The sequence below is a fragment of the Enterobacter sp. JBIWA005 genome (genome assembly GCF_019968805.1).
Classification (GTDB): Bacteria; Pseudomonadota; Gammaproteobacteria; order Enterobacterales; family Enterobacteriaceae; genus Enterobacter; species Enterobacter vonholyi.
On sequence record NZ_CP074159.1, the window covers coordinates 794,230 to 820,214 of the forward strand.

Below are 25,985 nucleotides of genomic sequence, written 5' to 3' on the forward strand. Positions count from 1 at the left end.
AGTTAATTTCATGGCAATTGCACTGGAGCTTGAACAGCTTAAAAAAACCTATCCGGGCGGCGTTCAGGCGCTACGCGGAATAGATCTTAAAGTAGAGGCCGGTGATTTTTACGCGCTTCTGGGGCCGAACGGCGCGGGGAAATCGACCACCATTGGGATTATCAGCTCGCTGGTCAACAAAACGTCCGGCCGGGTGAGCGTCTTTGGTTACGACCTGCAAAAAGATGTGGTGAACGCCAAGCGCCAACTGGGTCTGGTACCGCAGGAGTTCAACTTCAACCCGTTCGAGACGGTGCAGCAGATCGTCGTTAACCAGGCGGGTTATTACGGCGTCGAGCGTAAAGAAGCCCTTGAACGGAGCGAAAAATACCTCAAGCAGCTCGACCTGTGGGAAAAGCGTAACGAACGCGCACGGATGTTATCCGGCGGGATGAAGCGCCGGCTGATGATTGCCCGTGCGCTTATGCACGAGCCAAAACTGCTGATTCTTGATGAGCCAACGGCGGGCGTAGACATCGAGCTGCGACGCTCCATGTGGGGCTTCCTGAAGGATCTCAACGACAAAGGCACCACCATTATTCTGACCACCCACTACCTTGAAGAGGCTGAAATGCTCTGCCGCAACATCGGCATCATCCAGCACGGTGAGCTGGTGGAGAACACCTCGATGAAGAATCTGCTCTCCAAGCTGAAATCAGAAACCTTCATTCTCGATCTGGCGGCTAAAAGCCCGCTGCCGAAGCTTGAAGGGTATCAGTATCGTCTGGTGGATACCTCGACGCTGGAAGTGGAAGTGCTGCGCGAGCAGGGGATTAACAGCGTGTTCTCGCAGCTGAGCGCGCAGGGGATTCAGGTCTTAAGTATGCGTAACAAAGCGAACCGACTGGAAGAGCTGTTTGTCTCTCTGGTACAGGACAAACAAGGAGACAAGGCATGACGCATCTTTACTGGGTCGCGCTGAAAAGTATCTGGGCGAAAGAGATTAACCGCTTTATGCGTATCTGGGTGCAAACCCTGGTGCCACCGGTCATCACGATGACGCTCTATTTCATCATCTTCGGTAACCTGATTGGTTCCCGGATTGGTGAAATGCACGGCTTTACCTATATGCAGTTTATCGTGCCGGGTCTGATCATGATGGCGGTGATTACTAACGCCTACGCCAACGTAGCGTCGTCATTCTTCAGCGCTAAGTTCCAGCGCAATATTGAAGAGCTGCTGGTTGCGCCTGTGCCGACGCACGTCATTATCGCGGGCTATGTTGGCGGCGGCGTAGCGCGCGGGCTGTGCGTGGGGATCCTGGTCACGGCGATTTCACTGTTCTTCGTGCCGTTCCAGGTCCACTCGTGGCTGTTCGTCGCGCTGACGCTGCTCCTGACGGCAATCCTCTTCTCGCTGGCCGGATTACTGAACGCTGTGTTCGCTAAGACGTTTGACGATATCAGCCTGATTCCGACCTTCGTGCTGACGCCGCTGACCTATCTCGGCGGGGTGTTCTACTCCCTGACGCTGCTGCCACCGTTCTGGCAGGCGCTGTCGCACCTGAACCCGATTGTCTACATGATCAGCGGTTTTCGCTTTGGCTTCCTCGGCATTACCGATGTGCCGCTGTTTACCACGGTTGCGGTGCTGGTGGTGTTTATCATCGCCTTTTACCTGCTCTGCTGGTATCTGATCCAGCGCGGACGCGGTCTGCGCAGCTAATCTTTTGCCCGGCGACGTTTAGTTTGCCGGGCACTTTCTTTGACAGTTATCACCGAAAGCTAACCTTCACTTCGCTAAACTACTTGCCTGCTAAGGAGAGAGTTATGCTGGGATGGGTTATCACCTGCCACGATGAACAGGCGCAGGAAATGCTGGATAAGCTCGAAGCCAGATTTGGCCCGCTGGTGCAATGCCGGGCGGTAAACTACTGGCGCGGATTGAGCACCAACATGCTTAGCCGCATGATGTGCGATGCCCTGCATGAAACGGACACCGGTGATGGGGTGATTTTCCTTACCGATAAATCGGGCGCGGCGCCTTACCGCGCAGCCGCTTTGCTCAGCCATAAGCACGCGTGCTGTGAAGTGATCTCGGGTATTAACCTCTCCCTGCTGGCGTTAATGTATCCGCAGCGTGGATCCTTAAGCAGCGCTGAGTTTCGCCAGGCTATCGTGGCACAGGGCGTTCCGGGCGTCAGCAGCTTGTGGCATCAGCAGCAAAAAAATCCTCCTTTCGTCCTGCTCCACGATTTGTATAAGAATTAAACGTTGGTATTGATGTCTCATTTGTTACAATAGCGGCAGTTTTCCGCACCGATTAAGACACCATGCTACCGCGCATTCTTTTCCTGCTATTGATGCTCATTTCCGGCGTCAGCTCAGCCAGTTTACTCAGTCAGCAAACGCTGCCTGCCCAGTACATGCAAACCACCGAAGACGCGGCGATCTGGGCGCAGGTGGGAAACAGCGTGATCAACGTCGGTAACGTGCGCGCCGGGCAGATCCTCGCCGTTGTGCCCGCGGCGGCGGACTACTATGAATTTCGCTTCGGTTTTGGCACGGGTTTTATCGATAAAGGGCACCTGGAGCCGGTTCAGGGGAAACAGCGCGTCGAGGACAGCCTCGGGGATCTCAATAAACCCCTGAGCAATCAGAATCTCATTACCTGGAAAGACACGCCGGTGTATAACGCGCCGTCGAGCGGTAGCGCGCCGTTCGGCACATTAAGCGCCAATCTTCGCTATCCCATATTAAACAAACTGAAAGACCGCCTGAATCAGACCTGGTTTCAGATCCGCATCGGCAATCGTCTGGCGTGGATCAGCAGCCTGGATGCGCAGGAAGATAATGGACTTCCGGTTCTGACCTACCATCATATTTTGCGTGATGAAGAAAACACGCGCTTTCGACATACGTCCACGACCACCAGCGTACGTGCGTTTAACAACCAGATGGCCTGGTTACGCGATCAAGGCTATACCACCCTGACGATGTACCAGTTGGAAGGGTACGTGCGTAACAAAATGAACCTGCCTGCAAAATCGGTGGTAATAACCTTTGACGACGGCCTGAAATCTGTCAGCCGCTATGCCTATCCTGTGCTGAAAGAGTACGGCTTCAACGCTACCGCATTTATTATCTCTTCCCGCATTAAAGGCCACCCGCAGAAATGGGATCCTAAATCGCTGCAGTTTATGAGCGTGCAGGAGATTAAGGGCATTCAGGATGTGTTTGATATTCAGTCTCATACCCACTTCCTGCACCGCGTGGATGGGTATAAGCACCCGATTTTACTGAGCCGCAGCTATCACGTGATTTTGTTTGATTTTGAACGCTCGCGTCGCGCGCTGGCGCAGTTTAACCCGCGCGTGCTCTATCTTTCCTATCCGTTTGGCGGCTACGACAATAAAGCGATAAAGGCGGCAAATGATGCCGGTTTCCATCTGGCAGTGACGACGGTGAAAGGGAAGGTGAAGCCGGGGGATAATCCGTTCTTACTGAAACGCCTGTACATCTTAAGAACGGATTCGCTGGAAACAATGTCGCGGCTGATCAGCAATCAGCCGCAGGGATAATGCTTAAGCAACCTGAACCGGAATCGCCTTCGCGGTACGTTTCATGTCGTTGTCGCCTTCAAAATAGGCGACTTTCGGCTGCCAGCGGCGTGCCTCTTCATCAGACATCATCACGAAGCTGGCGATAATCACAATATCGCCCACGTCCGCGCAGTGCGCTGCCGCGCCGTTAACGGAGATGATTTTAGACCCGCGCTCGGCGGCGATGGCATAGGTTGAGAAACGTTTGCCGTTGTTAACGTTCCAGATATCAATCGCTTCGTTTTCAAGGATGCCCGCGGCATCAAGGAAATCCTGGTCGATGGCGCAGGAGCCTTCATAGTGCAGGTCGGCCTGGGTGACTTTCACACGGTGAAGCTTACCTTGCAGCATTTTGCGAATCATTATGTTTACCTTTCATCTTCCGGGTAGAGAAACCTACGCCAGTTCAACCACTTTGTTGTCGATTAGGCGGGCCTGACCAAGCCATGCCGCCACCAGAATGACTGCACGTTTGCTGGTCTGTGTAAGCTCCAGAAGCGTGTCGGCATCGCGAATTTGAATATCATCAGCGCGGAAGCCTTTATCGTTCAGCGCCTGTTCAGCCAGAGCAATAATCTCTTCGGCAGTTAACTCTTTCGCCAGAAGCTGTTCTGCCATGGTATTCATGACCTTGCTTAAGCCAGGCGCGATTTTACGCTGGTCGGCGGTCAGGTAGCCATTTCGCGAGCTGAGCGCCAGACCGTCTTTGGCGCGTACAATCGGTACGCCGACAATCTCGATATCGTAACCCATATCCGCAACCATCTTGCGGATCAGCGCCAGCTGTTGGAAATCTTTCTCACCGAAGCAGGCAACGTCCGGCTGCACAAGGTTGAACAGCTTGCTGACGATAGTGGAAACGCCGCGGAAATGACCCGGGCGGCTCGCGCCTTCGAGCATTGTGGAAATGCCCGGGACGTCAACGTAGGTTGCCTCTTCAGTACCCTGCGGGTAAACATCCGCCGGTGCAGGTGAGAAGACGATATCCGCATGGCGTTTTTTTAGCTTCTCGCAATCTTCCTGCAGGGTACGCGGATAGCGTGCCAGATCGTCGGCGCGGTCAAACTGCATTGGGTTAACGAAGATACTGACCACCACGATATCTGCACGGGCTCTTGCTTCGTCAACCAGCTTCATATGACCGTCATGCAGGTTGCCCATGGTCGGGACCAGTGCGATACGTTTACCTTCCTGACGCGCACGACGGATATGCTGGCGAAGCAGCGGCAGGGTTTCAATGATTAGCACAACGAGACTCCTTAATGGAAACTGTGTTCTTCACCCGGGTAAACACCGGATTCAACGTCGGCAATATACTGCCTGACCGCAGCGCGCATGTCGCCCGCTTCGGTGAGGAAATTTTTGGCAAATTTTGGAATATGTCCGCCAGTGATGCCAAAGGCGTCGTGCATCACCAGAATCTGACCGTCAGTCACGTTGCCCGCACCAATACCAATCACCGGAATCGACAGAGCTTCAGTAATGCGCTTCGCCAGCTCAACCGGCACGCACTCCAGCACCAGCAGTTGGGCACCTGCGGCTTCCAGCGCCAGGGCATCATCCAGCAGCGTCTGGGCTGCATCACCACGGCCCTGCACTTTATATCCACCAAAGATGTTGACGGATTGCGGCGTCAAACCCAAATGGCCGCACACCGGCACGGCACGCTCGGTAAGCATCTTCACCGTATCCACCAGCCATGCGCCGCCTTCAACTTTGACCATATTAGCGCCCGCACGCATCACCGCTGCCGCGTTTTCAAATGCCTGCTCCGGCGTGGCGTAGGCCATAAACGGCAGATCGGAAAGCAGCAGGCAGGCTGGGGCGCCACGGCGCACGGCGCGGGTATGGTAAGCGATATCCTCAACCGTCACCGGCAGGGTGGAATCATGTCCTTGTACCGTCATCCCTAACGAATCTCCGACCAGCATGACGTTGATCCCCTCTTCGGCAAACAGTTTGGCGAAGCTGTAGTCATACGCGGTGATGGTGGCGAAGCGTTTTTTTTCCTGTTTGCATTTCTGCAGTAAGGAGATGGTGGTTGGTTTCATACTGTTTCCTGATAGCCCAAAGCGAATCTTTGCGCATTCTAACAGTAACATTCGAGGGAACAATGATTTTAGGTAACCGATTAGCCACAATTATTTTGAGGCTAATCAGCAAGGGAACCCGATCACCAGCGAGCGGGTCTTTCCGCGTTGAGGCTGTTCAGAATGGACTTGAGTGGGGTGCCATCCGGGAAGATAAGATCGGGGGCGACTTCAAACAGCGGCCAGAGCATAAACCCGCGATTTTTCATGTCGTAATGCGGAACGGTGAGACGTTCAGTGTTAATGGTCTCGTGACCAAACAGCATAATGTCGAGGTCCAGCGTGCGCGGTCCCCAGCGCTCGGCTTTGCGAACGCGGCCCTGCTGCAGTTCGATGCGCTGGGTATTGTCCAGCAGCTCTTCTGGGCCCAGTTCAGTCTCAAGGATCACGGCGGCGTTCAGATAATCAGGCTGATCCTGCGGACCCAGCGGCGGAGTACGGTAGAACGAGGAGACAGCCACAATCTTGCTTTGCGGGATCTCACCCAACGCCTTTACGGCAGCATTCACCTGCTCCAGCGGAGAGGCTAAATTACTGCCGATGGCGATACAGGCGAGGGTCATGCTGTCCCTTCACGACGCGGCGCGCGTTTGCGCGGACGACGATGACGGCGACGCGGTTCCGGCTCTTCATCCAGCCCGGTGAGCATATCTTTTTGTTCTGGCGGGGCGGAAACCTGGAATTCTGCCCACCACTGTGCCAGACGCTGCAGCTCCTGGTTGCGTTCAATTTCCGCGCGCAGCGACAGGAGATCGAAGGCTGCGCGGAATTTAGGATGCTCCATCAGCTTCCAGGCGCGTTTGCCCTGACGACGGGACATGCGCAGCTGAAGCTGCCAGATATCGCGCACCAGAGTGGTAATACGTTTCGGAATGGCGAGCGTGCGGCAGCCTTCGTCCAGCACGTCGTTGGCGGCCAGCGCGAAAGCATCGTAATAGGCGAGCCCGCTCTCCTGGGTAATGCGCTGGGCCGTTTCCAGTAGCGGATACCAGAACATCGCGGCAAACAGGAACGCCGGGTTCACGCGCATGTCGTTGCGAATGCGGGTATCGGTATTTTTCAGCACCTGCGCAATCATCCGCTCCATTGGGCTATCACCGTTTTCGGTGAAGTAGCGGGTAATGGTCGGGAACAGCGGCTGGAACAGGTTGTATTCGCGCAGCAGATTGTAGGTTTCAAAGCCGTGGCCGGCCTGCAGCAGCTTCAGGGCCTCTTCGAACAGGCGGGCAGGGGGCACGTCGTTAATCAACGTCGCCAGACGCGGAATAGGCTCTGCCGTTTCCGGACTGATGCGCATGTTCAGCTTGGCGGCGAAACGCACGGCGCGCAGCATACGCACGGGATCTTCACGATAGCGCGTTTCCGGCGTGCCGATCAGACGGATCAGACCTTCTTTCAGGTCCTGCATGCCGCCGACGTAATCGCGCACGGTGAAATCCGCCACGCTGTAATAAAGGCTGTTGATGGTGAAGTCGCGACGCTGGGCATCTTCTTCGATAGAGCCGAAGATATTGTCACGCAGTAGCATACCGTTCTGGCCGCGCTGTGACGTGGTGCGATCGGACGCGCCGGCTTCGTGGTGGCCGCGGAAGGTTGCCACTTCGATAATTTCCGGGCCAAACATCACGTGAGCCAGACGGAAACGGCGGCCAACGAGACGGCAGTTACGGAATAGTTTGCGCACCTGCTCAGGCGTGGCGCTTGTCGTCACGTCGAAATCTTTCGGTTTTTTGCCCAGCAGTAAATCACGCACTCCACCGCCTACGAGATAGGCCTCGTAGCCCGCTTTATTCAGACGATAGAGCACCTTGAGGGCATTTTCACTGATATCTTTGCGGGAAATTGTGTGCTGCTCACGCGGAATAACCGACATGTGTGGCTGTGCAATAGCATCGTTCGCCATGCTCTCTTCGCGGCTTAGCACTTTACGGCAAAAATTAGCGACTCGGGTAAAAATGGTACACCTCGTAGTGTGTTTTGTTATGAAAAAAGCGGCTAATCATAGCTCAGCGCAACGCATTTGAGAATGCTGGATTTTTGGCACTGCCGCGAGCGTCCAGTTGGCAACGGCCATTTTCAGCAGTTCGTCAATACGCAGATCCTGCCATTCGTTGGTTACATTCTGGTTGAGAAACCGCAGCGCGTCGATCAAAACAGGGCGCGGATCGCCCTCTGGCAGGGCCGGGGCGTGGTTCTGCTTTGACAATTTTAAGCCCTGCGCATTAACCGCCAGCGGCAGATGAATGTAATCCGGCGCCGTCCAGCCAAACTGGTGATAAAGCGAAATTTGTCGCACGGTGGGCTCGACCAGATCCGCCCCGCGCACAATCTCCGTCACGCCCTGAAAACGATCGTCGACGACCACGGCCAGGTTGTAGGCGAAAAGGCCGTCACGACGGTGAATAATAAAATCCTCACGCGCCAGACGTTCATCGGCATGAATCTCACCGGAGAGGAGATCGTTAAAGCGCGTCACCGGGGAGCGCTGCTTGATGCGCACGGCGGCATTTTCCGGGGGGAGATTGAGCGTACGACAGTGGCCATCATAGACCCCTCCTACGCTCTGGATACGGGCGCGGGTGCAGGTGCAGTTATAGGAAAGCCCCCGATCTCGAAGCCAGGCCAGACGTTCCCGATAAGCATCGTGACGTTTTGACTGCCAGAGAACCTCGTCATCCCAGTGAAGACCGTAATGTTCCAGCTGACGCAGAATGGTCTCTGCTGCACCGGGAACTTCACGTGGAGGGTCAATATCTTCAATGCGGACAAGCCATTTTCCCAGGCGGGCGCGAGCCTGCAGGTAGCTGCCGAGCGCGGCAATTAATGAGCCGAAGTGTAATTCACCGGAAGGAGATGGCGCGAAGCGCCCAATATAGTGTGATTCAGACATATCAACAGTAACAAGGCGGGAGAGACTCCCGCCTTTGGAGTGTGTAAACAGCGCTGGTGTTAACCGGCCATCTGTTTTTCGCGGATTTCGGCCAGCGTTTTACAGTCGATGCACAAATCGGCGGTTGGACGCGCTTCCAGGCGACGAATACCGATTTCAACACCGCAGGATTCGCAGTAGCCAAAATCTTCGTCTTCGACTTTTTTCAGCGTTTTCTCGATCTTTTTGATCAGTTTGCGTTCGCGGTCACGGTTACGCAGTTCGAGGCTGAACTCTTCTTCCTGAGCGGCACGGTCTACCGGATCCGGGAAGTTGGCAGCTTCATCCTGCATATGAGTAACGGTGCGATCGACTTCATCCCTGAGTTGATTACGCCATGCTTCAAGAATACGCTTGAAGTGCGACAGCTGGGCTTCGTTCATATACTCTTCGCCCGGCTTCTCTTGATACGGCTCCACCCCAGCGATGGCGAGAATACTCAGGGACGATGTTTTACGGTTTTGCCCTTCTTGCATGTTGCTTCTCCTTAACACGCACTATCGATCCCCGTGTTGGGGGAAAAATCAGGTCGCTATAAATAGCAGATGCTTTTCCGTATGGCAATTATCTAAACGTAACACTTGACAAGCCTGTGAGGAAAAGCGTATTTGCGCACGCGGCCAGAACACTTATTCGTCAATCGTCTAATCCCTTATAAGACAATGGGAAGAGAGGATCTCAGAGTCATATTATCGGCAGAAAGTTCCGCTTTATAAGCGAAAACCTCTACCCCCTGCTTTTGTGCCTCATTCAACAATTGCGCGTATTTAGGGTCAATATGGCGGGCAGGGGAGAAACGTTCAATGGCTGAATGCAACACCGCAAACAGCAATACGGCGCGTTTGCCCGCCGCCGCAACACTCATTAGCTCTCGCAGATGCTTCTGGCCACGTAGCGTTACCGCATCCGGGAAGTAGCCATTTTCCTGTTCCGCTAACGTCACTGATTTCACTTCAATATAGCACTCCGGCCTGTCTTCCGCCTGTAACATGAAGTCAATTCTGCTGCCCTCATCGCCATATTTCACTTCACTTTTATGCGTGCCATATCCCACCAGTTCGGGAATTGTGCCAAGGGTCAGCGCTTCCTTAACCAGCTGATTGGCGCGCTGGGTATTAACGCAAATAAATGCCCCGTTTTGGGTTTCGGTCATTTCCCAGGTATGGGCATATTTCCGTTTACTATTTTCTGATGTGGAATACCAGACCCTGTCACCCGGCGTCGCACATCCCGTCATGGCACCGGTATTGGGGCAGTGCAGGGTGAGCTGAACCCCTTCGGGGGTAATCACGTCGGCGAGGAAGCGTTTGTAGCGTTGGATTAACGTGGCGTGCTGCAGAGGAGGACTAAACTTCATCAGAATTCCTTTCGGTGTTGCCCAGCGTCCAGCGCTGTAGTGGCGTATAGCGGGTGCGTCCCTGTGCAAAGACGGATTCATAAAGCGCGAATGTGTTGACCGGAAACGCCCAGTGAAAACCCGGCGGCGGGATGGCAACGGCCTGACCGGCATCGCGCAGCAGCGTGATATGCGGATGAAACGGCTGTGGGCTCTGATAACAGCCGCTGCGCGCCGCCTGCGCGCGCAGCATGTTCGCCAGCTGCAATAATCCGCGCGGCGGCTGGCGCGTTCCCAGCCAGACCACGCGCGAACGTAGCCACTGACCCGCGTCGTCAAGTTGCAGCGTAAATTCCGGCTGGGCAATACGCCCGGCCATTGCGGCTAATGCCCGCTGTTTTTCGGCGCTGACGTCGCCCAAAAAGGCCAGCGTCAGGTGCAGGTTAGCCGCCGCAACAGGACGGCCTGCTTCCGGCGCGAAGTTGTCGGCACGCCAGCGAACAATTTGACGCTGTATCGTGGTGGGCAATTCAATGGCAAAAAACAGCCGTTTCGACTCAGGCATACGGAGGACTCGGTAATGATATGCGCCGATGCTACAATGTACGCCGACTAATGTTAACCCTCTGGAGCTGTTAGTGTCCTCATTGCCGGTCGCCGTCGTTCTTCCTGACCTTCTCGCTGCCTTACGCCACTCCCCGCAGGTTTTGCTCAGTGCCCCGACGGGGGCGGGTAAGTCCACCTGGCTTCCGCTGCAGATTCTGAAAGACGGGAACATCAGCGGGAAAATTATCCTGCTGGAGCCGCGCAGGCTGGCCGCGCGCAACGTGGCGCAGCGTCTGGCGGAGCTGCTGAATGAAAAACCGGGCGAAACGGTAGGTTACAGGATGCGTGCCGAGACCTGCGTTGGCCCGACCACGCGTCTTGAAGTGGTCACCGAGGGCATTCTTACCCGTATGCTGCAAAACGATCCGGAGCTGAACGGCGTTGGGCTGGTGATCCTGGATGAATTCCACGAGCGCAGCCTGCAGGCGGATCTGGCCCTCTCGCTGTTGCTGGACGTTCAGCAGGGGCTGCGCGACGATCTCCGGCTTTTGATAATGTCGGCCACGCTGGACAATGAGCGGCTACGGCAGGCGCTACCCGATGCGCCTGTTATCAGCTCTGAAGGGCGGGCGTATCCAGTTGAACGCCGCTATCAACCGCTTCCGACCCACCAGCGTTTTGACGAAGCGGTCGCCATCGCAACCGCAGAACTGCTGCGTCAGGAACCCGGCTCGCTGCTTCTGTTTTTGCCGGGTGTCGGTGAGATCCAGCGCGTGCAGGAGCACCTATCTACCCGCGTAGGCGGCGATGTGCTGCTTTGCCCGCTTTACGGCGCGCTGTCGCTGCAGGATCAGCGTAAAGCTATCCTTCCTGCTCCGGTTGGGCAGCGCAAGGTGGTGCTGGCAACCAACATTGCTGAAACCAGTTTGACCATTGAAGGTATTCGCCTGGTGGTGGATAGCGCGCAGGAGCGGGTAGCAAGCTTTGACCCGCGTACCGGGCTGACTAAACTCCTGACGCAGCGCATCAGCCAGGCGTCGATGGTGCAGCGCGCTGGCCGAGCGGGGCGTCTTGAGCCGGGTATCTGCCTGCATTTGACCAGCGCGGAACAGGCTGAACGTGCTGCACAGCAAAGCACGCCAGAAATTTTACAAAGTGATTTGTCTGGTCTGGTGATGGATCTACTCCAGTGGGGCTGCCCGAACCCTGAGCAGCTCACCTGGCTCAATCCTCCCCCTGTCGTAAACCTCACCGCTGCGCGCACGTTGCTGACCCAGCTTGGCGCGCTGGAAGGCGAGCGTCTGACGGCGCGCGGCCAGAAAATGGCAGCGCTGGGCAACGATCCGCGTCTGGCCGCGATGCTGGTGGCTGCGCAAGGGGAAGATGAAATTGCCACGGCGGCAAAACTGGCGGCTATTCTTGAGGAGCCGCCGCGTGGAGGCAACAGCGATCTGGGGCAGGCTTTTTCGCGCAATCAGGGAAACTGGCAGCAGCGGGCGCAGCAGTTGTGCAAACGCCTGAATAGCCGGGGAGGAGCGCCTGACAGCGATAAGATTGCCTTCCTGCTGGCCCAGGGCTTCCCTGACAGGATTGCGCGTCGGCGCGGGCTGGACGGTCGCTACCAGCTGGCAAACGGCATGGGTGCGATGCTGGACAGCGATGACGCCCTGACGCGTCATGAGTGGCTGATTGCGCCGCTCCTGCTGCAGGGCAGCCATTCTCCGGATGCGCGTATCCTGCAGGCGATAGCCGTAGATATTGACGCCCTGACGCGTACCTGTCCGCAGCTGCTTCAGCAATCTGATACCGTGGAATGGGATGACGCCCAGGGCACGCTGAAGGCGTTTCGTCGCAGCCAGATTGGGAAATTGACTTTAGGAACGAAGCCGCTGGCGAAGCCGTCGGAAGAAGAGCTGCATCAGGCGATGCTGAATGGCATTCGGGAAAAAGGGTTGAGTGCCCTGAACTGGACGCCGGAAGCGGATCAGTACCGCATTCGTCTGCACTGCGCCGCGAAGTGGCTACCGGAATATAGTTGGCCTGCGGTGGATGACGAGACGCTGCTCGCTACGCTTGAGCGCTGGCTACTGCCGCAAATGAGCGGCGTGCACTCCCTGCGAGCCCTTAAGGCGCTTGATGTTAAGACCGCGTTACAGAATTTACTGGACTGGTCATTACGTCAACGTCTGGATAGTGAACTGCCAGGGCATTACACTGTGCCGACCGGAAGCCGGATTGCCATCCGTTATCATGAGGATAATCCGCCGGCGCTGGCGGTTCGGATGCAGGAAATGTTTGGTGAAGCCACCACGCCGTCCATTGCGGAAGGGCGCATGCCGTTAGTGCTTGAGCTGCTGTCCCCTGCGCATCGTCCATTGCAAATCACCCGAGATTTGGGGGCGTTCTGGGCGGGAAGCTACCGTGAAGTGCAGAAAGAGATGAAGGGGCGATACCCCAAACATGTCTGGCCGGACGATCCGGCGAATACGGCGCCGACGCGGCGAACAAAGAAATATTCGTGAAAGGGGAGTGCGGCCTGATGCCCTCACCCCGCCCCTCTCCTGCGGGGAGAGGGAGAAAACACATTTTGAGAGATTTCTTCTTTCACAGGCCTGTGAAAGAAAAGAAAATCTGGCCTTTGCGCCTGAAAGTTGCGGAGAAAAAGCATGGCGGGGAATGACCGCGAGCCAATAGGACGTAAGGGAAAACCAGCGCGTCCGGCGAAAGAAAAGGTAAGCCGTCGTCGCCTCAGAGATGAGGACTATGACGATGACTATGAAGACGATTATGAGGATGAAGAACCGATGCCGCGTAATGGAAAAGGCAAAGGGCGTAAGCCTCGGGGCAAGCGCGGCTGGTTCTGGCTGCTGCTGAAGCTGTTTATTGTTTTTGTCGTGCTGATGGCGATTTACGGCGTGTATCTCGATCAGAAGATCCGCAGCCGTATCGACGGTAAAGTCTGGCAGCTACCTGCGGCAGTGTATGGCCGTATGGTGAACCTTGAGCCAGATATGTCCATCACTAAGAACGAGATGGTTAAACTGCTGGAAGCCACCCAGTATCGTCAGGTGTCAAAAATGACGCGCCCTGGCGAATTTACCGTGCAGGCGAACAGCATCGAGATGATCCGTCGTCCGTTTGATTTCCCGGACAGCAAAGAGGGTCAGGTGCGCGCGCGTCTGACCTTTGACGGCGATCGTCTGGATACCATCGAGAACATGGATAACAACCGTCAGTTCGGTTTCTTCCGTCTCGATCCGCGTCTGATCACCATGCTTTCGTCAGCAAACGGCGAGCAGCGTCTGTTCGTGGCGCGTAATGGCTTCCCGGATCTGCTGGTCGATACCCTGCTGGCAACCGAAGACCGTCACTTCTACGAGCACGATGGCATCAGCCTCTACTCGATTGGTCGTGCGGTGCTGGCTAACCTGACTGCCGGTCGGACCGTGCAGGGGGCGAGTACGCTGACCCAGCAGCTGGTGAAGAACCTGTTCCTCTCCAGCGAACGCTCTTACTGGCGCAAAGCGAACGAAGCCTACATGGCCGTGCTGATGGATGCGCGCTACAGCAAGGATCGTATCCTTGAGCTGTACATGAACGAGGTCTACCTCGGTCAGAGCGGCGATAACGAAATCCGCGGCTTCCCGCTGGCGAGCCTGTACTACTTTGGTCGCCCGGTGGAAGAGCTGAGCCTGGACCAGCAGGCGCTGCTGGTGGGCATGGTGAAAGGGGCGTCCATTTATAACCCGTGGCGTAACCCGAAACTTGCGCTGGAGCGTCGTAACCTGGTGCTGCGTCTGCTGCAACAACAGCAGGTGATCGACCAGGAGCTGTACGACATGCTGAGCGCGCGTCCACTCGGGGTTCAGCCGCGCGGTGGGGTGATCTCGCCTCAGCCTGCGTTTATGCAGCTGGTGCGTCAGGAGCTGCAAAGCAAGCTTGGCGATAAGGTCAAAGATCTCTCCGGCGTGAAGATCTTCACCACCTTTGACTCCGTGGCGCAGGATGCGGCAGAAAAAGCAGCGGTAGAAGGCATTCCGGCGCTGAAGAAACAGCGTAAGCTCTCCGATCTGGAAACCGCGATGGTGGTGGTTGACCGTAACACTGGCGAAGTTCGCGCGATGGTGGGCGGTGCCGAGCCGCAGTTTGCTGGCTATAACCGCGCCATGCAGGCGCGTCGCTCAATCGGTTCTCTGGCAAAACCAGCAACCTATCTCACTGCCCTGAGTCAGCCAAATCAGTATCGCCTGAATACCTGGATTGCGGATGCGCCGATCTCCCTGCGCCAGCCCAACGGCCAGGTCTGGTCACCGCAGAACGATGATAAACAGTTCAGCGGGCAGGTCATGCTGGTGGATGCGTTGACCCGTTCCATGAACGTGCCAACGGTGAACCTGGGCATGTCGCTGGGACTGCCAGCGATTGTCGATACCTGGCAAAAACTTGGCGTGGCGAAAGATCAGCTGCACCCGGTACCGGCGATGATCCTGGGCGCGCTTAACCTGACGCCGATCGAAGTGGCGCAGGCGTTCCAGACCATTGCCAGCGGGGGTAACCGCGCGCCGCTGTCTGCCCTGCGTTCGGTGATTGCCGAAGATGGCTCCGTACTGTATCAGAGCTTCCCTCAGGCGGAGCGTGCAGTTCCTGCTCAGGCCGCCTATATGACGCTGTGGACGATGCAGCAGGTAGTGCAGCGCGGTACCGGGCGTCAGCTGGGTGCGAAGTATCCGGGCCTGCATCTGGCAGGTAAGACCGGGACCACCAACAATAACGTCGATACCTGGTTTGCCGGGATTGATGGCCGTGAAGTGGTGATCACCTGGGTAGGCCGCGATAACAACCAGCCGACCAAGCTGTACGGGGCGAGCGGGGCGATGTCGATTTACCAGCGCTATCTGGCAAATCAGTCTCCGGTGCCGCTGAACCTTGTCGCGCCGGAAGATATCGTCGATATGGGCGTGGACAGCTCCGGTAACTTCGTCTGCGGCGGCGGGATGCGTACGCTCCCGGTCTGGACAACCAACCCGGATTCCCTGTGCCAGCAGAGCCAGCCTGAACAGCCGACCGGTAACCCGTTCGACCAGTCTTCTCAGCCACAGCAGCCGCAGCAGCAACAGCCGCAGCAGCAGAATGAGAAGAAAGACAGCGACGGTGTTGCGGGCTGGATTAAAGACATGTTCGGCGGTAACTAACCTTGTAAAGCCCTCTTCCCCGGAAGGGGGCTTTTTTTACCCGTAGACCTCATTTCGTTAACCCTCGTTTTAACTCTGATTAACCCTTCGTTTTCTCTTGATGATTTCTTAAACCCTTAATTCTCATAGGGCCGCTTACTGCTTGCTATGCAACCAGCGTTTCGCATATTATTCTGGCGCTCATAATAATAATTCTCGTTTACGTTATCATTCACTTTCACATCAGAGATTCAACATGGCGCTTTCCAATACTGCTCAGCCAATGAACACGTCGCTGCGTAAACTCGCGGTCGTCGTCGCCACAGCGGTTGCCGGCATGTCAACTTATGCACATGCTGCCGAAACCCCGAAAAAAGAAGAAACCATTACGGTAACAGCAGCTCCTGCGGCACAGGAAAGTGCCTGGGGTCCTGCTGCTACCATCGCCGCAAGGCAATCCGCGACCGGAACCAAAACGGATACCCCTATTCAAAAGGTTCCGCAGTCTATTTCTGTCGTCACTGCCGAAGAGATGGCGCTGCATCAGCCGCGCTCGGTGAAAGAAGCCCTGAGCTATACGCCGGGCGTTGCGGTAGGCACGCGCGGTGCGTCTAACACCTATGACTATCTGATTATTCGCGGCTTCGCAGCCGATGGTCAGACGCAGAATAACTACCTCGACGGCATGAAAATGCAGGGGAACTTCTATAACGACGCGGTGATTGATCCGTATATGCTGGAGCGCGCCGAGATCATGCGCGGTCCGGTTTCCGTTCTGTACGGCAAAAGCAGCCCTGGCGGGTTGCTGAACATGGTCAGTAAGCGCCCAACAACCGAGTCCCTGAAAGAGATCCAGTTCAAAGTCGGCACGGACAGCCTGTTCCAGACCGGGTTCGACTTTAGCGATGCAATCGACGATGACGGCGTTTACTCTTACCGTTTAACGGGCGTTGCGCGTTCTAATAATTCCCAGCAGGAAGGTAAGGGCGAGCAGCGTTACGCCATCGCGCCATCGTTCTCCTGGCGTCCGGATGATAAAACCACCTTCACGTTCCTCTCCTATTTCCAGAACGAGCCTGAAACGGGCTACTACGGCTGGCTGCCAAAAGAGGGAACGGTTGATCCGCTGCCGAACGGCGATCGTCTGCCGACGAACTTCAACGAAGGCGCGAAGAACAATACCTATTCCCGTAACCAGAAAATGGTGGGATACAGCTTCGACCACGAGTTCAACGATACCTTTACCGTGCGTCAGAACCTGCGCTATGCGCAGAATAAAACTTCCCAAAACAGCGTCTACGGCTACGGCATGTGTTCCGATCCGCTCTACTCGAGTAATCCGGCATCCAGCCCTTGCGCGAGCGTTCCTCAGTCGCAGTGGGGTCATACGCTGACTCGCCAGTATGTGATCGATAATGAGAAGCTGGAAAACTTCACTGTTGATACGCAGTTGCAGAGCAAGTTCGCGACAGGTTCACTCGATCATACTCTGCTGACTGGGGTGGATTTCATGCGCATGCGTAATGACATCGACTCGTGGTTCGGCTATGCCGGTTCCGTTGCGCCATCTGATATCTATAACCTCGATCGTAGCGATTTCGATTTCGGTTCACATCCTGGACCGTCAGGTGCCTATCAGGTGTTGAACAAGCAAAAACAGACCGGCGTTTACGCTCAGGATCAAATTGAGTGGGACAAAGTCCTGGTAACCCTGGGCGGTCGTTATGACTGGGCCGATCAGGAATCCTACAACCGCGTGACGAACACCACCTCCAAACGTGATGATACCCAGTTCACCTGGCGCGGTGGCGTTAACTACCTGTTTGATAACGGTGTAACCCCGTACTTTAGCTATAGCGAGTCGTTTGAACCGGCTTCTCAGACCGGAGCGAACGGTAACGTCTTTGCACCGTCTAAAGGCAAACAGTACGAAGCGGGCGTGAAATACGTGCCGAACGATCGTCCGATCGTCGTCACCGGTGCGTTGTACCAGTTGACCAAAACCAACAACCTGATGGCGGACCCGGCGGGCTCCTTCTTCTCGGTACAGGGCGGTGAAATCCGCGCGCGTGGCGTAGAGGTGGAAGCGAAAGCGGCCCTGTCTGCGAGCGTTAACCTGGTAGGTTCTTATACCTATACCGATGCCGAATACACCACAGACACCACTTATAAAGGCAACACGCCTGCTCAGGTTCCAAAACACATGGCATCGCTGTGGGGTGATTACACGCTGTTTGACGGTGCGCTGTCTGGCCTGACGCTGGGTACCGGCGTCCGTTACACGGGTTCAAGCTATGGCGATCCGGCGAACTCCTTCAAAGTAGGCAGCTACACCGTTGTCGATGCGCTGGTCAGATACGATCTGGCACGCGTTGGCATGGCTGGCTCAAACGTCGCGCTACACGTGAACAACCTGTTCGATCGTGAGTACGTTGCCAGCTGCTTTAATACTTACGGCTGCTTCTGGGGTGCTGAACGTCAGGTTGTTGCCACCGCGACCTTCCGCTTCTAATCTCTCTTCGGGCACGGTTCGCCGTGCCCTTTTTATTTAAGTTGGCTGATATGCAGGATAATCAAACGCAACCCGACACCACCTTTACGCTTAACCATCTCTCCTTTCGCGTACCCGGGCGCACCTTGCTGCATCCGCTCTCTTTGACGTTTCCCGCAGGTAAAGTCACTGGCCTGATTGGTCATAACGGTTCCGGTAAATCTACGCTGCTCAAGATGCTGGGGCGCCATCAGCCGCCTTCTGAAGGCGATATTCTGCTGGATGACCAGCCGCTGGAGAGCTGGAGCAGCAAAGCGTTTGCCCGCAAAGTGGCCTATCTGCCGCAGCAGCTGCCGCAGGCGGAAGGGATGACGGTGCGTGAGCTGGTGGCAATTGGGCGTTATCCCTGGCACGGGGCGCTTGGGCGCTTTGGCGTTGCTGACAGAGAGAAAGTGGAAGAGGCGATTGCGCTGGTCGGGCTGAAACCACTGGCGCACCGTCTGGTGGATAGCCTGTCCGGCGGCGAACGTCAGCGCGCGTGGATTGCGATGCTGGTGGCGCAGGACAGCCGCTGCCTGCTGCTGGATGAGCCAACCTCGGCGCTGGATATCGCACATCAGGTCGACGTGCTGGCGCTGGTGCACCGCTTAAGCCAGGAGCGTGGTCTGACGGTCATTGCGGTCCTGCACGATATCAACATGGCGGCGCGCTACTGTGACTACCTTGTCGCGCTGCGCGGTGGCGAAATGATTGCGCAGGGTACACCATCCGATCTGATGCGCAGCGAAACGCTGGAACATATTTACGCTATTCCGATGGGTATTCTGCCTCACCCGGCCGGGGCTGCACCGGTGAGCTTTGTCTACTGATGCTGAATAACACACGCATTAGCCGCCGTCGCCTGCTGACGGCGATGGCCCTTTCACCGCTGCTGTTAAAAATGAATACGGCGCGTGCTGCCACCGTCGATCCGCACCGTATTGTGGCCCTGGAATGGCTGCCGGTCGAACTGATGATGGCGCTCGGCGTCACGCCCTACGGCGTCGCGGACATTCCCAACTATAACCTCTGGGTGAACGAGCCGAAGCTGCCGGACTCGGTGATCGACGTCGGCCTGCGAACTGAGCCAAATCTCGAACTGCTCACCCAGATGAAACCCTCGTTCCTGTTCTGGTCTGCGGGCTACGGTCCCTCAGAGGAGGTCATGGCGCGCATTGCGCCCGGGCGCGGATTCGCTTTCAGCGACGGTAAAAAACCGCTGGCCGTAGCGAAAAATTCGATTAACGAGATGGCGCATTTCCTCAACCGCGAGGCGGAGGCCAAAAAACACCTCGACGAATTTGATGCCCTGATCGACTCCCTGAAGCCGCGCTTTGCTCACCGGGGCGATCGTCCGCTGCTGATGGTGACGCTGCTGGATGCCCGCCATATGCTGGTCTTCGGTAAAAACTGTCTGTTCCAGGAGGTGCTGGACAGCTTCGGCATTCGTAATGCCTGGGAAGGGGAGATGACGTTCTGGGGCAGTACCGCCGTGGGTATCGACCGTCTGGCGGCGTTTCGCGACGTGGACGTGCTGTGTTTCGACCACGGCAACGAACGCGACATGCAAACCCTGATGGCGACTCCGCTCTGGCAGGCGATGCCGTTTGTGCGCGAGAAGCGCTTCCAGCGCGCTCCGGCGGTCTGGTTCTACGGCGCGACGCTGTCGGCCATGCATTTTGCCCGCGTGCTGGATAACGCGCTGGGAGGTAAAGCATGAGTACGCGTATCGCCCGCTTCCCGGCGCTGCTGTTATCCCTGCTTTTTCTGGTTGCGCTGGTATCAACCGGGTTCAACCTCTCTACAGCGTTACCACGCGCGCAGTGGGGGGCCGCTCTGGCCTCGCCGGATATCGACAATATTCAGCAGATGCTGTTCCACTACAGCCTGCTGCCGCGTCTGGCAATCTCCCTGTTAGTCGGTGCCGGTTTAGGGCTGGTGGGCGTGCTGTTCCAGCAGGTTTTACGTAACCCGCTGGCAGAGCCAACCACGCTCGGCGTTGCGACCGGCGCACAGCTTGGGATCACCATCACCACCCTGTGGACGCTGCCGGGAGCGTTAACCTCGCAGTTTGCGGCACTCGCGGGTGCGTGCGTGGTGGGCGCGCTGGTCTTTGGCGTGGCCTGGGGCAAACGCCTTTCTCCCGTGACGCTTATCCTGGCCGGGCTGGTGGTGAGCCTGTACTGTGGGGCGATTAACCAGCTGCTGGTGTTGTTCCATCACGATCGGCTGCAAAGCATGTTCCTGTGGAGTACCGGCACGCTCACCCAGACCGACTGGAGCATTGTGCTGCGCCTGTGGCCGCAGCTGGCTGGCGGTGTCGTGCTGACGCTGCTGCTCCTGCGCCCTCTGACGCTCATGGGGCTGGACGATGGCGTGGCGCGCAATCTCGGTCTGGCCCTGTCGCTGGCTCGTCTGGCGGCGCTGACGCTGGCGATCGTATTGAGCGCCCTGCTGGTGAACGCGGTCGGCATTATCGGGTTTATCGGCCTGTTTGCGCCGCTGCTGGCGAAAATGCTCGGCGCGCGTCGCCTGCTGGCGCGTCTGATGCTGGCGCCGCTCATTGGGGCGCTGATACTCTGGCTTTCCGATCAGCTCATTCTCTGGCTGGCGCAGGTATGGAGGGAAGTGTCTACTGGCTCTGTGACCGCGCTTATCGGGGCGCCGCTGCTGCTGTGGCTGCTCCCGCGCCTGCGCAGCATGAGCGCACCGGCGATGGACGCGGGCGATAAAGTCTACGCTGAACGTCAGTCGGTGCTGTGGTTTAGCCTTGCCGGTCTGGCGGTGCTGATTGTCGCCTCGTTCGCGGCGCTTTCATTCGGACGCGATGCCTCGGGCTGGCACTGGGCAACGGGCGATTTACTCAACGACCTGCTGCAGTGGCGCTGGCCGCGTATCCTCGCTGCGCTGATCGCAGGCGTGATGCTGGCGGTGGCAGGATGCATTATTCAGCGTCTTACCGGCAACCCGATGGCGAGCCCGGAAGTGCTTGGGATCAGCTCTGGCGCCGCCTTTGGCGTGGTGCTGATGCTGTTCTTTGTGCCGGGCAATGCGTTTGGCTGGCTGATGCCTGCCGGCAGTCTCGGTGCGGCAGTTACGCTGCTGATTATCCTGATTGCCGCCGGTCGCGGCGGGTTTTCACCGCACCGCATGCTGCTGGCGGGAATGGCGCTCAGCACCGCGTTCACGATGCTGCTGATGATGCTGCAGGCGAGCGGCGATCCGCGTATGGCGAAGATTCTGACCTGGATTTCCGGCTCAACGTATGGCGCCACCGGCAGCCAGGTGATCTGGTCCGGGATGGTGATGGTCGTGCTGCTGGCGATGGTGCCGCTGTGCCGACGCTGGCTGACTATTCTGCCGCTCGGCGGCGAAAGCGCGCGTGCGGTGGGAATGGCGCTGACGCCAGCGCGTGTGGCCTTGCTGCTGCTGGCGGCGTGCCTGACGGCGACGGCAACCCTGACGATTGGACCGCTGAGCTTTGTCGGGTTAATGGCGCCGCACATTGCCAGAATGATGGGATTCCGCCGGACGATGCCGCATATTGTTATGTCGGCCCTGACGGGCGGGGTGATGCTGGTGTTTGCGGACTGGGGCGGAAGAATGGTGCTGTTCCCATATCAGATCCCGGCGGGTCTGCTGTCGACCTTTATCGGTGCGCCGTACTTTATTTATCTGTTGAGAAAGCAGAGTCGGTAATAAAAGCAAACGGCAATCCTTAGATTGCCGTTTTAGTGTTTGCTCCCTCTCCCTGTGGGAGAGGGGGGGTGAGGGCATCAAGCCGCACATCTTACAGCTTCGCAAACACCTTGCGCGCCGCGTCAATGGTGTTATTGATATCATCTTCGCTGTGCGCCACGGACATAAAGCCCGCTTCGAACGCTGACGGTGCCAGATACACGCCTTCTTCCAGCATCAGGTGGAAGAAGCGCTTGAAGCGCTCAACGTCGCACTTCACCACGTCCTGATAGCAGGTCACGGTTTTCGCGTCGGTGAAGAAAATCCCGAACATCCCGCCTACGTGGTTAACCACCAGCGGAATTCCGGCCTCTTCTGCCGCTTCCAGCAGGCCGTTTGCCAGCTGCGTGGTACGGTCGGTCAGGGTTTCGTGAATGCCTGGCTGAGCCACTTCGGTCAGGCAGGCAAAGCCCGCCGCCATGGCGATTGGGTTACCGGAGAGCGTGCCCGCCTGGTAAACCGGGCCGGTTGGCGCCAGAGCTTCCATCACGTCCTTACGCCCACCGAATGCGCCGACCGGCATGCCGCCGCCGATGATTTTGCCGAGGCAGGTCAGGTCCGGCTCGACGTCGTAGTAAGACTGGGCACCCGCCAGCGCCACGCGGAAGCCGGTCATGACTTCATCGATGATTAGCAGCGCGCCGAACTCATCGCACAGGGCACGCAGGCCCGGGAGGAAGTCAGGCTGCGGTGGGATGCAGTTCATGTTGCCCGCAACTGGCTCAACGATGATGCAGGCGATCTCCTGCGGATACTGCTCGAACGCCGCGCGAACGGTGTCCAGATCGTTGTAGGTGCAGGTCAGGGTATGCTTCGCGAAGTCAGCCGGTACGCCCGGGGAGTTCGGCTGGCCGAGCGTCAGCGCGCCGGAACCCGCTTTCACCAGCAGGCAGTCCGCATGACCGTGGTAACAGCCTTCAAACTTGATGATTTTATCGCGGCCGGTAAAACCGCGCGCCAGGCGGATGGCGCTCATGGTGGCTTCGGTACCGGAGTTCACCATACGCACCATGTCCATGGTAGGCACCAGTTCAGTCACCAGCTCCGCCATTTTCACTTCCATTTCGGTTGGCGCGCCGAAGCTCAGGCCGCGCTGGGCGGCTTCAATTACCGCGTTACGAATTGCCGGGTGGTTGTGACCCAGCACCATCGGGCCCCAGGAGCCGACGTAATCGATATAGGCTTTGCCATCGACATCATACAGATACGCGCCGTCAGCACGTTCGATAAACAGCGGCGTACCGCCCACGCCGGTGAAGGCGCGCACAGGTGAGTTCACGCCACCCGGAATAAGCTCGCGGGCTGCACTGTAGAGGTTTTCAGACTTGCTCATGGCGTCGTTCCTGGTTCGTATAAAATGGTTAAGCCCACTATTCTAAGTGATTCGGGGATGGTTATGAAATTTTTAGCCGGGTAATGCTTTAAGATTTGTTAAGTAATTTTCAGGAGACGGTAGGGCGGTCTCTGGTAAAATCCTCGCGGCTTTTTGTATGACGAATAAGAGCAGGACATGAAATCAGATTCTCCGTCTTTTGAAGAACAACAGTTTACGCGCGCTCAGCACCGAATCAGCATTCGGCGGCTGCTTAACCGCGATAAAACGCCGCTGGCGATCCTTCTGGCTGCTGCCGTGGTGGGAACACTCGCCGGGCTGGTGGGCGTGGCGTTTGAAAAAGCGGTTAATGCCGTGCTCAACTGGCGAGTGGGCACCGTGGCCGGTTTCGCCAATAGCGAATGGCTGGTCTGGGTGTGGGCATTCGGGCTGTCTGCGCTGTTTGCCATGGTGGGGTATTTTCTGGTGCGTAAATTCGCGCCGGAAGCGGGGGGATCGGGCATCCCGGAAATTGAAGGCGCGCTGGAGGAGCTGCGTCCGGTGCGCTGGTGGCGGGTGATTCCGGTTAAATTCATCGGCGGCATGGGAACTCTGGGCGCGGGAATGGTACTCGGACGGGAAGGACCCACGGTTCAGCTGGGCGGGAACCTCGGCCGCATGGTGGGCGATCTCTTTCGGATGCGCAGCGCCGAAGCGCGCCATACGCTGCTGGCGACCGGCGCGGCGGCGGGGCTGTCGGCGGCGTTTAACGCGCCGCTGGCGGGCATTTTGTTCATCATCGAAGAGATGCGCGCGCAGTTTCGCTACAACCTGATCTCGATTAAAGCGGTGTTTACCGGCGTCATTATGTCGAGCATCGTGTTTCGCATTTTTAATGGCGAGGGCGCGGTTATTGAGGTGGGTAAACTGACCAACGCGCCGGTCAACACCCTGTGGCTTTATCTGATCCTCGGCATGATTTTTGGCGTGGTGGGTCCGCTGTTTAACACCTTTATCCTGCGCGCTCAGGATATGTTCCAGCTCATTCACGGCGGCAACACGACGAAATGGGTGCTGATGGGGGGGCTGCTGGGCGGCATGTGCGGCGTGCTTGGGTTCATCGAGCCGAATGCCGCGGGCGGCGGGTTCGGGCTGATTCCCATTGCGGCTGCGGGGAATTTCAGCGTGGGCCTGCTGCTGTTTATGTTTATTTCAAGAGTCATCACGACGGTGCTGTGCTTCTCCTCCGGCGCGCCCGGCGGGATTTTCGCCCCGATGCTGGCGCTGGGTACGCTGCTCGGGACCGCGTTTGGTATGGCGGCTGAAGCGGGGTTTCCCGCCTATCATCTTGACGCCGGGACGTTTGCCATCGCCGGAATGGGGGCGCTGCTGGCCGCGTCCCTTCGTGCGCCGTTGACCGGGATCGTGCTGGTACTGGAGATGACGGACAATTACCAGCTCATTTTGCCAATGATCATTACCTGTCTCGGCGCGACACTATTAGCCCAGTTCCTGGGTGGAAAACCGTTATACTCCACCATCCTTGCGCGTACCCTGGCGAAACAAGAGGCGGAGCGGGCCGCCGCGCAGAATACTTGAATGAATTACCAGGGTATTAGATAATGACGAAAAGAATTGGGTGAATTTTACCCAATAGCAGTATTCATGGGAGCATAAGATGAGTGATGACGTAGCTGTGCCGCTGGAATTTACCGAAGCAGCAGCCAATAAAGTGAAAACCCTGATTGCCGACGAAGACAATCCGGATCTGAAACTGCGTGTTTATATTACCGGTGGTGGCTGCAGCGGCTTCCAGTATGGTTTTACCTTTGACGACCAGGTTAACGATGGCGATATGACTATCGAGAAACAGGGCGTCGCGCTGGTGGTTGACCCGATGAGCCTGCAATATCTGGTGGGCGGTTCGGTGGATTACACCGAGGGTCTGGAAGGTTCGCGCTTTGTGGTCACTAACCCGAATGCGACAAGCACCTGTGGGTGTGGATCTTCGTTCAGTATCTAAGAGAGTGCGGGCTGATGCCCTCACTCCGGCCCTCTCTCACAGGGAGAGGGAGAAATACTAAAAACGGTAACCTGACGGTTACCGTTTTGCTTTTATCTTGCATTATCATCCAGCGCAAACGTCGGCAGCTTCAGGTGCCAGCGTATCGCCGCTAAACGTATCACCAGCGTCACGACCATCCCCAGCATTGCGGCGTTTTCCAGCGGAATTGCAAAGGTGTAGTACGCGGTCGCGTGGACAATGCCGCCCGCAATACAGGCCGTCGCGTAAATTTCAGTACGCAGGATCATCGGCACTTCACGCGCCAGAATGTCGCGAATGATGCCGCCGCCCACGCCGGTTAATACGCCCATGCAGATTGCCACCATCGGACCGGTGCCCGCATTAAACGCCTTATTGACGCCAATACCGACAAACACGGCCAGACCGACGGCATCCAGTACCGGCAATATCCATTTTGGTAATCGGCGGGGCTGGCGAACCAGCACAATGGTGAACAGGCAGGTGACCATTGCGACCACCAGATCGGTCGGATCTTTCACCCAGAACACCGGCCCATTCGCCAGCGCCATATCGCGGATAGTCCCGCCGCCGACGGCGGTCACGACGCCCAGCACCAGCACGCCAAACGGATCCATGCGTAGTTTTCCGGCGAGCAGGACGCCGGAGATAGCAAAAACGGCTGTGCCAAGAATATCCAGCCAATAAACGAGCATCGTTAAATCCTCGA

23 protein-coding genes are annotated in these 25,985 nt (G+C 57.1%); 12 read left to right on the forward strand and 11 right to left on the reverse strand.

Going from position 1 to position 25,985, the window contains the following annotated elements; translation table 11 throughout:
• The first annotated feature begins 10 nt into the window (after positions 1-10).
• The 4 genes from KGP22_RS03720 (at position 11) to KGP22_RS03735 (ending at position 3,559) form a co-directional block, all read left to right on the forward strand.
• Positions 11-937 (forward strand): ABC transporter ATP-binding protein, encoded by a 927-nt coding sequence (locus KGP22_RS03720; protein ID WP_008501946.1) that lies wholly within the window; start codon positions 11-13, stop codon positions 935-937.
• On the forward strand, positions 934-1,704 hold the full coding sequence (locus KGP22_RS03725) for an ABC transporter permease (protein ID WP_023334536.1): 771 nt from the start codon (positions 934-936) through the stop codon (positions 1,702-1,704). Before KGP22_RS03720 ends, KGP22_RS03725 begins: the two co-directional genes overlap by 4 nt.
• A gap of 104 nt (positions 1,705-1,808) precedes the next feature.
• Positions 1,809-2,249 carry a PTS sugar transporter subunit IIA gene (locus KGP22_RS03730; protein ID WP_023310429.1) on the forward strand — a complete coding sequence of 147 codons (441 nt, stop codon included), beginning with the start codon at positions 1,809-1,811 and terminating at the stop codon, positions 2,247-2,249.
• A gap of 62 nt (positions 2,250-2,311) precedes the next feature.
• On the forward strand, positions 2,312-3,559 hold the full coding sequence (locus KGP22_RS03735) for a polysaccharide deacetylase family protein (protein ID WP_133293796.1): 1,248 nt from the start codon (positions 2,312-2,314) through the stop codon (positions 3,557-3,559).
• Between the two features lie 3 nt (positions 3,560-3,562).
• On the opposite strand, the gene panD is transcribed toward KGP22_RS03735, so the two are convergent.
• From panD to thpR, 9 genes are all read right to left on the reverse strand, one after another.
• Positions 3,563-3,943 carry an aspartate 1-decarboxylase gene (gene panD, locus KGP22_RS03740; RefSeq protein ID WP_006810068.1) on the reverse strand — a complete coding sequence of 127 codons (381 nt, stop codon included), beginning with the start codon at positions 3,941-3,943 and terminating at the stop codon, positions 3,563-3,565.
• Positions 3,944-3,976: 33 nt separating this feature from the next.
• Positions 3,977-4,828, reverse strand: a complete 852-nt coding sequence (gene panC / locus KGP22_RS03745) for a pantoate--beta-alanine ligase (RefSeq protein WP_111964013.1) — start codon at positions 4,826-4,828, stop codon at positions 3,977-3,979.
• 11 nt (positions 4,829-4,839) lie between these two features.
• A complete protein-coding gene (gene panB / locus KGP22_RS03750) occupies positions 4,840-5,631 on the reverse strand; it encodes a 3-methyl-2-oxobutanoate hydroxymethyltransferase (RefSeq protein ID WP_045401071.1) in 792 nt (263 codons plus the stop codon).
• A 122-nt stretch (positions 5,632-5,753) separates the two neighbouring features.
• Entirely contained in the window at positions 5,754-6,233 is a 480-nt protein-coding gene (gene folK, locus KGP22_RS03755) for a 2-amino-4-hydroxy-6-hydroxymethyldihydropteridine diphosphokinase (protein ID WP_223581268.1), read from the reverse strand.
• Positions 6,230-7,627, reverse strand: coding sequence for a polynucleotide adenylyltransferase PcnB (gene pcnB / locus KGP22_RS03760; RefSeq protein ID WP_072254544.1), 1,398 nt, complete (start codon positions 7,625-7,627; stop codon positions 6,230-6,232). Before pcnB ends, folK begins: the two co-directional genes overlap by 4 nt.
• Before the next feature lie 42 nt (positions 7,628-7,669).
• Positions 7,670-8,560, reverse strand: a complete 891-nt coding sequence (gluQRS, locus tag KGP22_RS03765) for a tRNA glutamyl-Q(34) synthetase GluQRS (RefSeq protein WP_149367699.1) — start codon at positions 8,558-8,560, stop codon at positions 7,670-7,672.
• A gap of 59 nt (positions 8,561-8,619) precedes the next feature.
• Positions 8,620-9,075 (reverse strand): RNA polymerase-binding protein DksA, encoded by a 456-nt coding sequence (gene dksA, locus KGP22_RS03770; RefSeq protein WP_001155232.1) that lies wholly within the window; start codon positions 9,073-9,075, stop codon positions 8,620-8,622.
• Between the two features lie 176 nt (positions 9,076-9,251).
• Positions 9,252-9,956 (reverse strand): DNA/RNA nuclease SfsA, encoded by a 705-nt coding sequence (gene sfsA / locus KGP22_RS03775; RefSeq protein ID WP_023310436.1) that lies wholly within the window; start codon positions 9,954-9,956, stop codon positions 9,252-9,254.
• Entirely contained in the window at positions 9,946-10,500 is a 555-nt protein-coding gene (gene thpR / locus KGP22_RS03780; protein WP_115876418.1) for an RNA 2',3'-cyclic phosphodiesterase, read from the reverse strand. Before thpR ends, sfsA begins: the two co-directional genes overlap by 11 nt.
• A 73-nt stretch (positions 10,501-10,573) precedes the next feature.
• Here thpR and hrpB point away from each other — a divergent pair, with 73 nt between their 5' ends.
• The 6 genes from hrpB to fhuB all read left to right on the forward strand — a co-directional run bounded on the left by hrpB (position 10,574) and on the right by fhuB (position 21,881).
• Positions 10,574-13,003, forward strand: a complete 2,430-nt coding sequence (gene hrpB / locus KGP22_RS03785; protein WP_223581269.1) for an ATP-dependent helicase HrpB — start codon at positions 10,574-10,576, stop codon at positions 13,001-13,003.
• A 144-nt stretch (positions 13,004-13,147) separates the two neighbouring features.
• Positions 13,148-15,673 (forward strand): bifunctional glycosyl transferase/transpeptidase, encoded by a 2,526-nt coding sequence (gene mrcB / locus KGP22_RS03790; RefSeq protein ID WP_127729648.1) that lies wholly within the window; start codon positions 13,148-13,150, stop codon positions 15,671-15,673.
• A gap of 235 nt (positions 15,674-15,908) precedes the next feature.
• Entirely contained in the window at positions 15,909-18,164 is a 2,256-nt protein-coding gene (gene fhuA, locus KGP22_RS03795; protein ID WP_149367696.1) for a ferrichrome porin FhuA, read from the forward strand.
• A 50-nt stretch (positions 18,165-18,214) separates the two neighbouring features.
• The gene (gene fhuC / locus KGP22_RS03800) at positions 18,215-19,012 is read left to right on the forward strand and encodes a Fe3+-hydroxamate ABC transporter ATP-binding protein FhuC (RefSeq protein ID WP_223581271.1); all 798 of its coding nucleotides are present in this window, start codon (positions 18,215-18,217) and stop codon (positions 19,010-19,012) included.
• Complete coding sequence (gene fhuD / locus KGP22_RS03805; protein WP_115876413.1) at positions 19,012-19,902, forward strand: Fe(3+)-hydroxamate ABC transporter substrate-binding protein FhuD; 891 nt, start codon at positions 19,012-19,014, stop codon at positions 19,900-19,902. The genes fhuC and fhuD overlap by 1 nt, the downstream gene beginning before the upstream one ends.
• On the forward strand, positions 19,899-21,881 hold the full coding sequence (gene fhuB / locus KGP22_RS03810) for a Fe(3+)-hydroxamate ABC transporter permease FhuB (protein WP_223581273.1): 1,983 nt from the start codon (positions 19,899-19,901) through the stop codon (positions 21,879-21,881). Before fhuD ends, fhuB begins: the two co-directional genes overlap by 4 nt.
• A 91-nt stretch (positions 21,882-21,972) precedes the next feature.
• Here fhuB and hemL read toward each other — a convergent pair whose 3' ends face one another.
• Positions 21,973-23,253, reverse strand: a complete 1,281-nt coding sequence (hemL, locus tag KGP22_RS03815) for a glutamate-1-semialdehyde 2,1-aminomutase (protein ID WP_223581275.1) — start codon at positions 23,251-23,253, stop codon at positions 21,973-21,975.
• Between the two features lie 177 nt (positions 23,254-23,430).
• On the opposite strand from hemL, the gene clcA reads away from it, so the two are divergent.
• Complete coding sequence (gene clcA / locus KGP22_RS03820) at positions 23,431-24,831, forward strand: H(+)/Cl(-) exchange transporter ClcA (RefSeq protein ID WP_223581277.1); 1,401 nt, start codon at positions 23,431-23,433, stop codon at positions 24,829-24,831.
• Positions 24,832-24,910: 79 nt separating this feature from the next.
• The gene (erpA, locus tag KGP22_RS03825) at positions 24,911-25,255 is read left to right on the forward strand and encodes an iron-sulfur cluster insertion protein ErpA (RefSeq protein ID WP_008501923.1); all 345 of its coding nucleotides are present in this window, start codon (positions 24,911-24,913) and stop codon (positions 25,253-25,255) included.
• A gap of 92 nt (positions 25,256-25,347) precedes the next feature.
• Here erpA and KGP22_RS03830 read toward each other — a convergent pair whose 3' ends face one another.
• Positions 25,348-25,971 carry a TRIC cation channel family protein gene (locus KGP22_RS03830; RefSeq protein ID WP_111964000.1) on the reverse strand — a complete coding sequence of 208 codons (624 nt, stop codon included), beginning with the start codon at positions 25,969-25,971 and terminating at the stop codon, positions 25,348-25,350.
• Positions 25,972-25,985 lie beyond the last annotated feature (14 nt).

What these genes read in the sequence shown, in the direction of transcription:
- panB (WP_045401071.1), bottom strand. Translation starts at nt 5,631, where the DNA reads ATGAAACCAACCACCATCTCCTTACTGCAGAAATGCAAACAGGAAAAA.
- erpA (WP_008501923.1), top strand. Translation starts at nt 24,911, where the DNA reads ATGAGTGATGACGTAGCTGTGCCGCTGGAATTTACCGAAGCAGCAGCC.
- sfsA (WP_023310436.1), bottom strand. Translation starts at nt 9,956, where the DNA reads ATGAAGTTTAGTCCTCCTCTGCAGCACGCCACGTTAATCCAACGCTAC.
- KGP22_RS03725 (WP_023334536.1), top strand. Translation starts at nt 934, where the DNA reads ATGACGCATCTTTACTGGGTCGCGCTGAAAAGTATCTGGGCGAAAGAG.
- clcA (WP_223581277.1), top strand. Translation starts at nt 23,431, where the DNA reads ATGAAATCAGATTCTCCGTCTTTTGAAGAACAACAGTTTACGCGCGCT.
- hemL (WP_223581275.1), bottom strand. Translation starts at nt 23,253, where the DNA reads ATGAGCAAGTCTGAAAACCTCTACAGTGCAGCCCGCGAGCTTATTCCG.
- dksA (WP_001155232.1), bottom strand. Translation starts at nt 9,075, where the DNA reads ATGCAAGAAGGGCAAAACCGTAAAACATCGTCCCTGAGTATTCTCGCC.
- fhuB (WP_223581273.1), top strand. Translation starts at nt 19,899, where the DNA reads ATGAGTACGCGTATCGCCCGCTTCCCGGCGCTGCTGTTATCCCTGCTT.
- mrcB (WP_127729648.1), top strand. Translation starts at nt 13,148, where the DNA reads ATGGCGGGGAATGACCGCGAGCCAATAGGACGTAAGGGAAAACCAGCG.
- fhuC (WP_223581271.1), top strand. Translation starts at nt 18,215, where the DNA reads ATGCAGGATAATCAAACGCAACCCGACACCACCTTTACGCTTAACCAT.
- KGP22_RS03735 (WP_133293796.1), top strand. Translation starts at nt 2,312, where the DNA reads ATGCTACCGCGCATTCTTTTCCTGCTATTGATGCTCATTTCCGGCGTC.
- folK (WP_223581268.1), bottom strand. Translation starts at nt 6,233, where the DNA reads ATGACCCTCGCCTGTATCGCCATCGGCAGTAATTTAGCCTCTCCGCTG.
- KGP22_RS03830 (WP_111964000.1), bottom strand. Translation starts at nt 25,971, where the DNA reads ATGCTCGTTTATTGGCTGGATATTCTTGGCACAGCCGTTTTTGCTATC.
- fhuD (WP_115876413.1), top strand. Translation starts at nt 19,012, where the DNA reads ATGCTGAATAACACACGCATTAGCCGCCGTCGCCTGCTGACGGCGATG.
- KGP22_RS03730 (WP_023310429.1), top strand. Translation starts at nt 1,809, where the DNA reads ATGCTGGGATGGGTTATCACCTGCCACGATGAACAGGCGCAGGAAATG.
- fhuA (WP_149367696.1), top strand. Translation starts at nt 15,909, where the DNA reads ATGGCGCTTTCCAATACTGCTCAGCCAATGAACACGTCGCTGCGTAAA.
- gluQRS (WP_149367699.1), bottom strand. Translation starts at nt 8,560, where the DNA reads ATGTCTGAATCACACTATATTGGGCGCTTCGCGCCATCTCCTTCCGGT.
- panD (WP_006810068.1), bottom strand. Translation starts at nt 3,943, where the DNA reads ATGATTCGCAAAATGCTGCAAGGTAAGCTTCACCGTGTGAAAGTCACC.
- thpR (WP_115876418.1), bottom strand. Translation starts at nt 10,500, where the DNA reads ATGCCTGAGTCGAAACGGCTGTTTTTTGCCATTGAATTGCCCACCACG.
- KGP22_RS03720 (WP_008501946.1), top strand. Translation starts at nt 11, where the DNA reads ATGGCAATTGCACTGGAGCTTGAACAGCTTAAAAAAACCTATCCGGGC.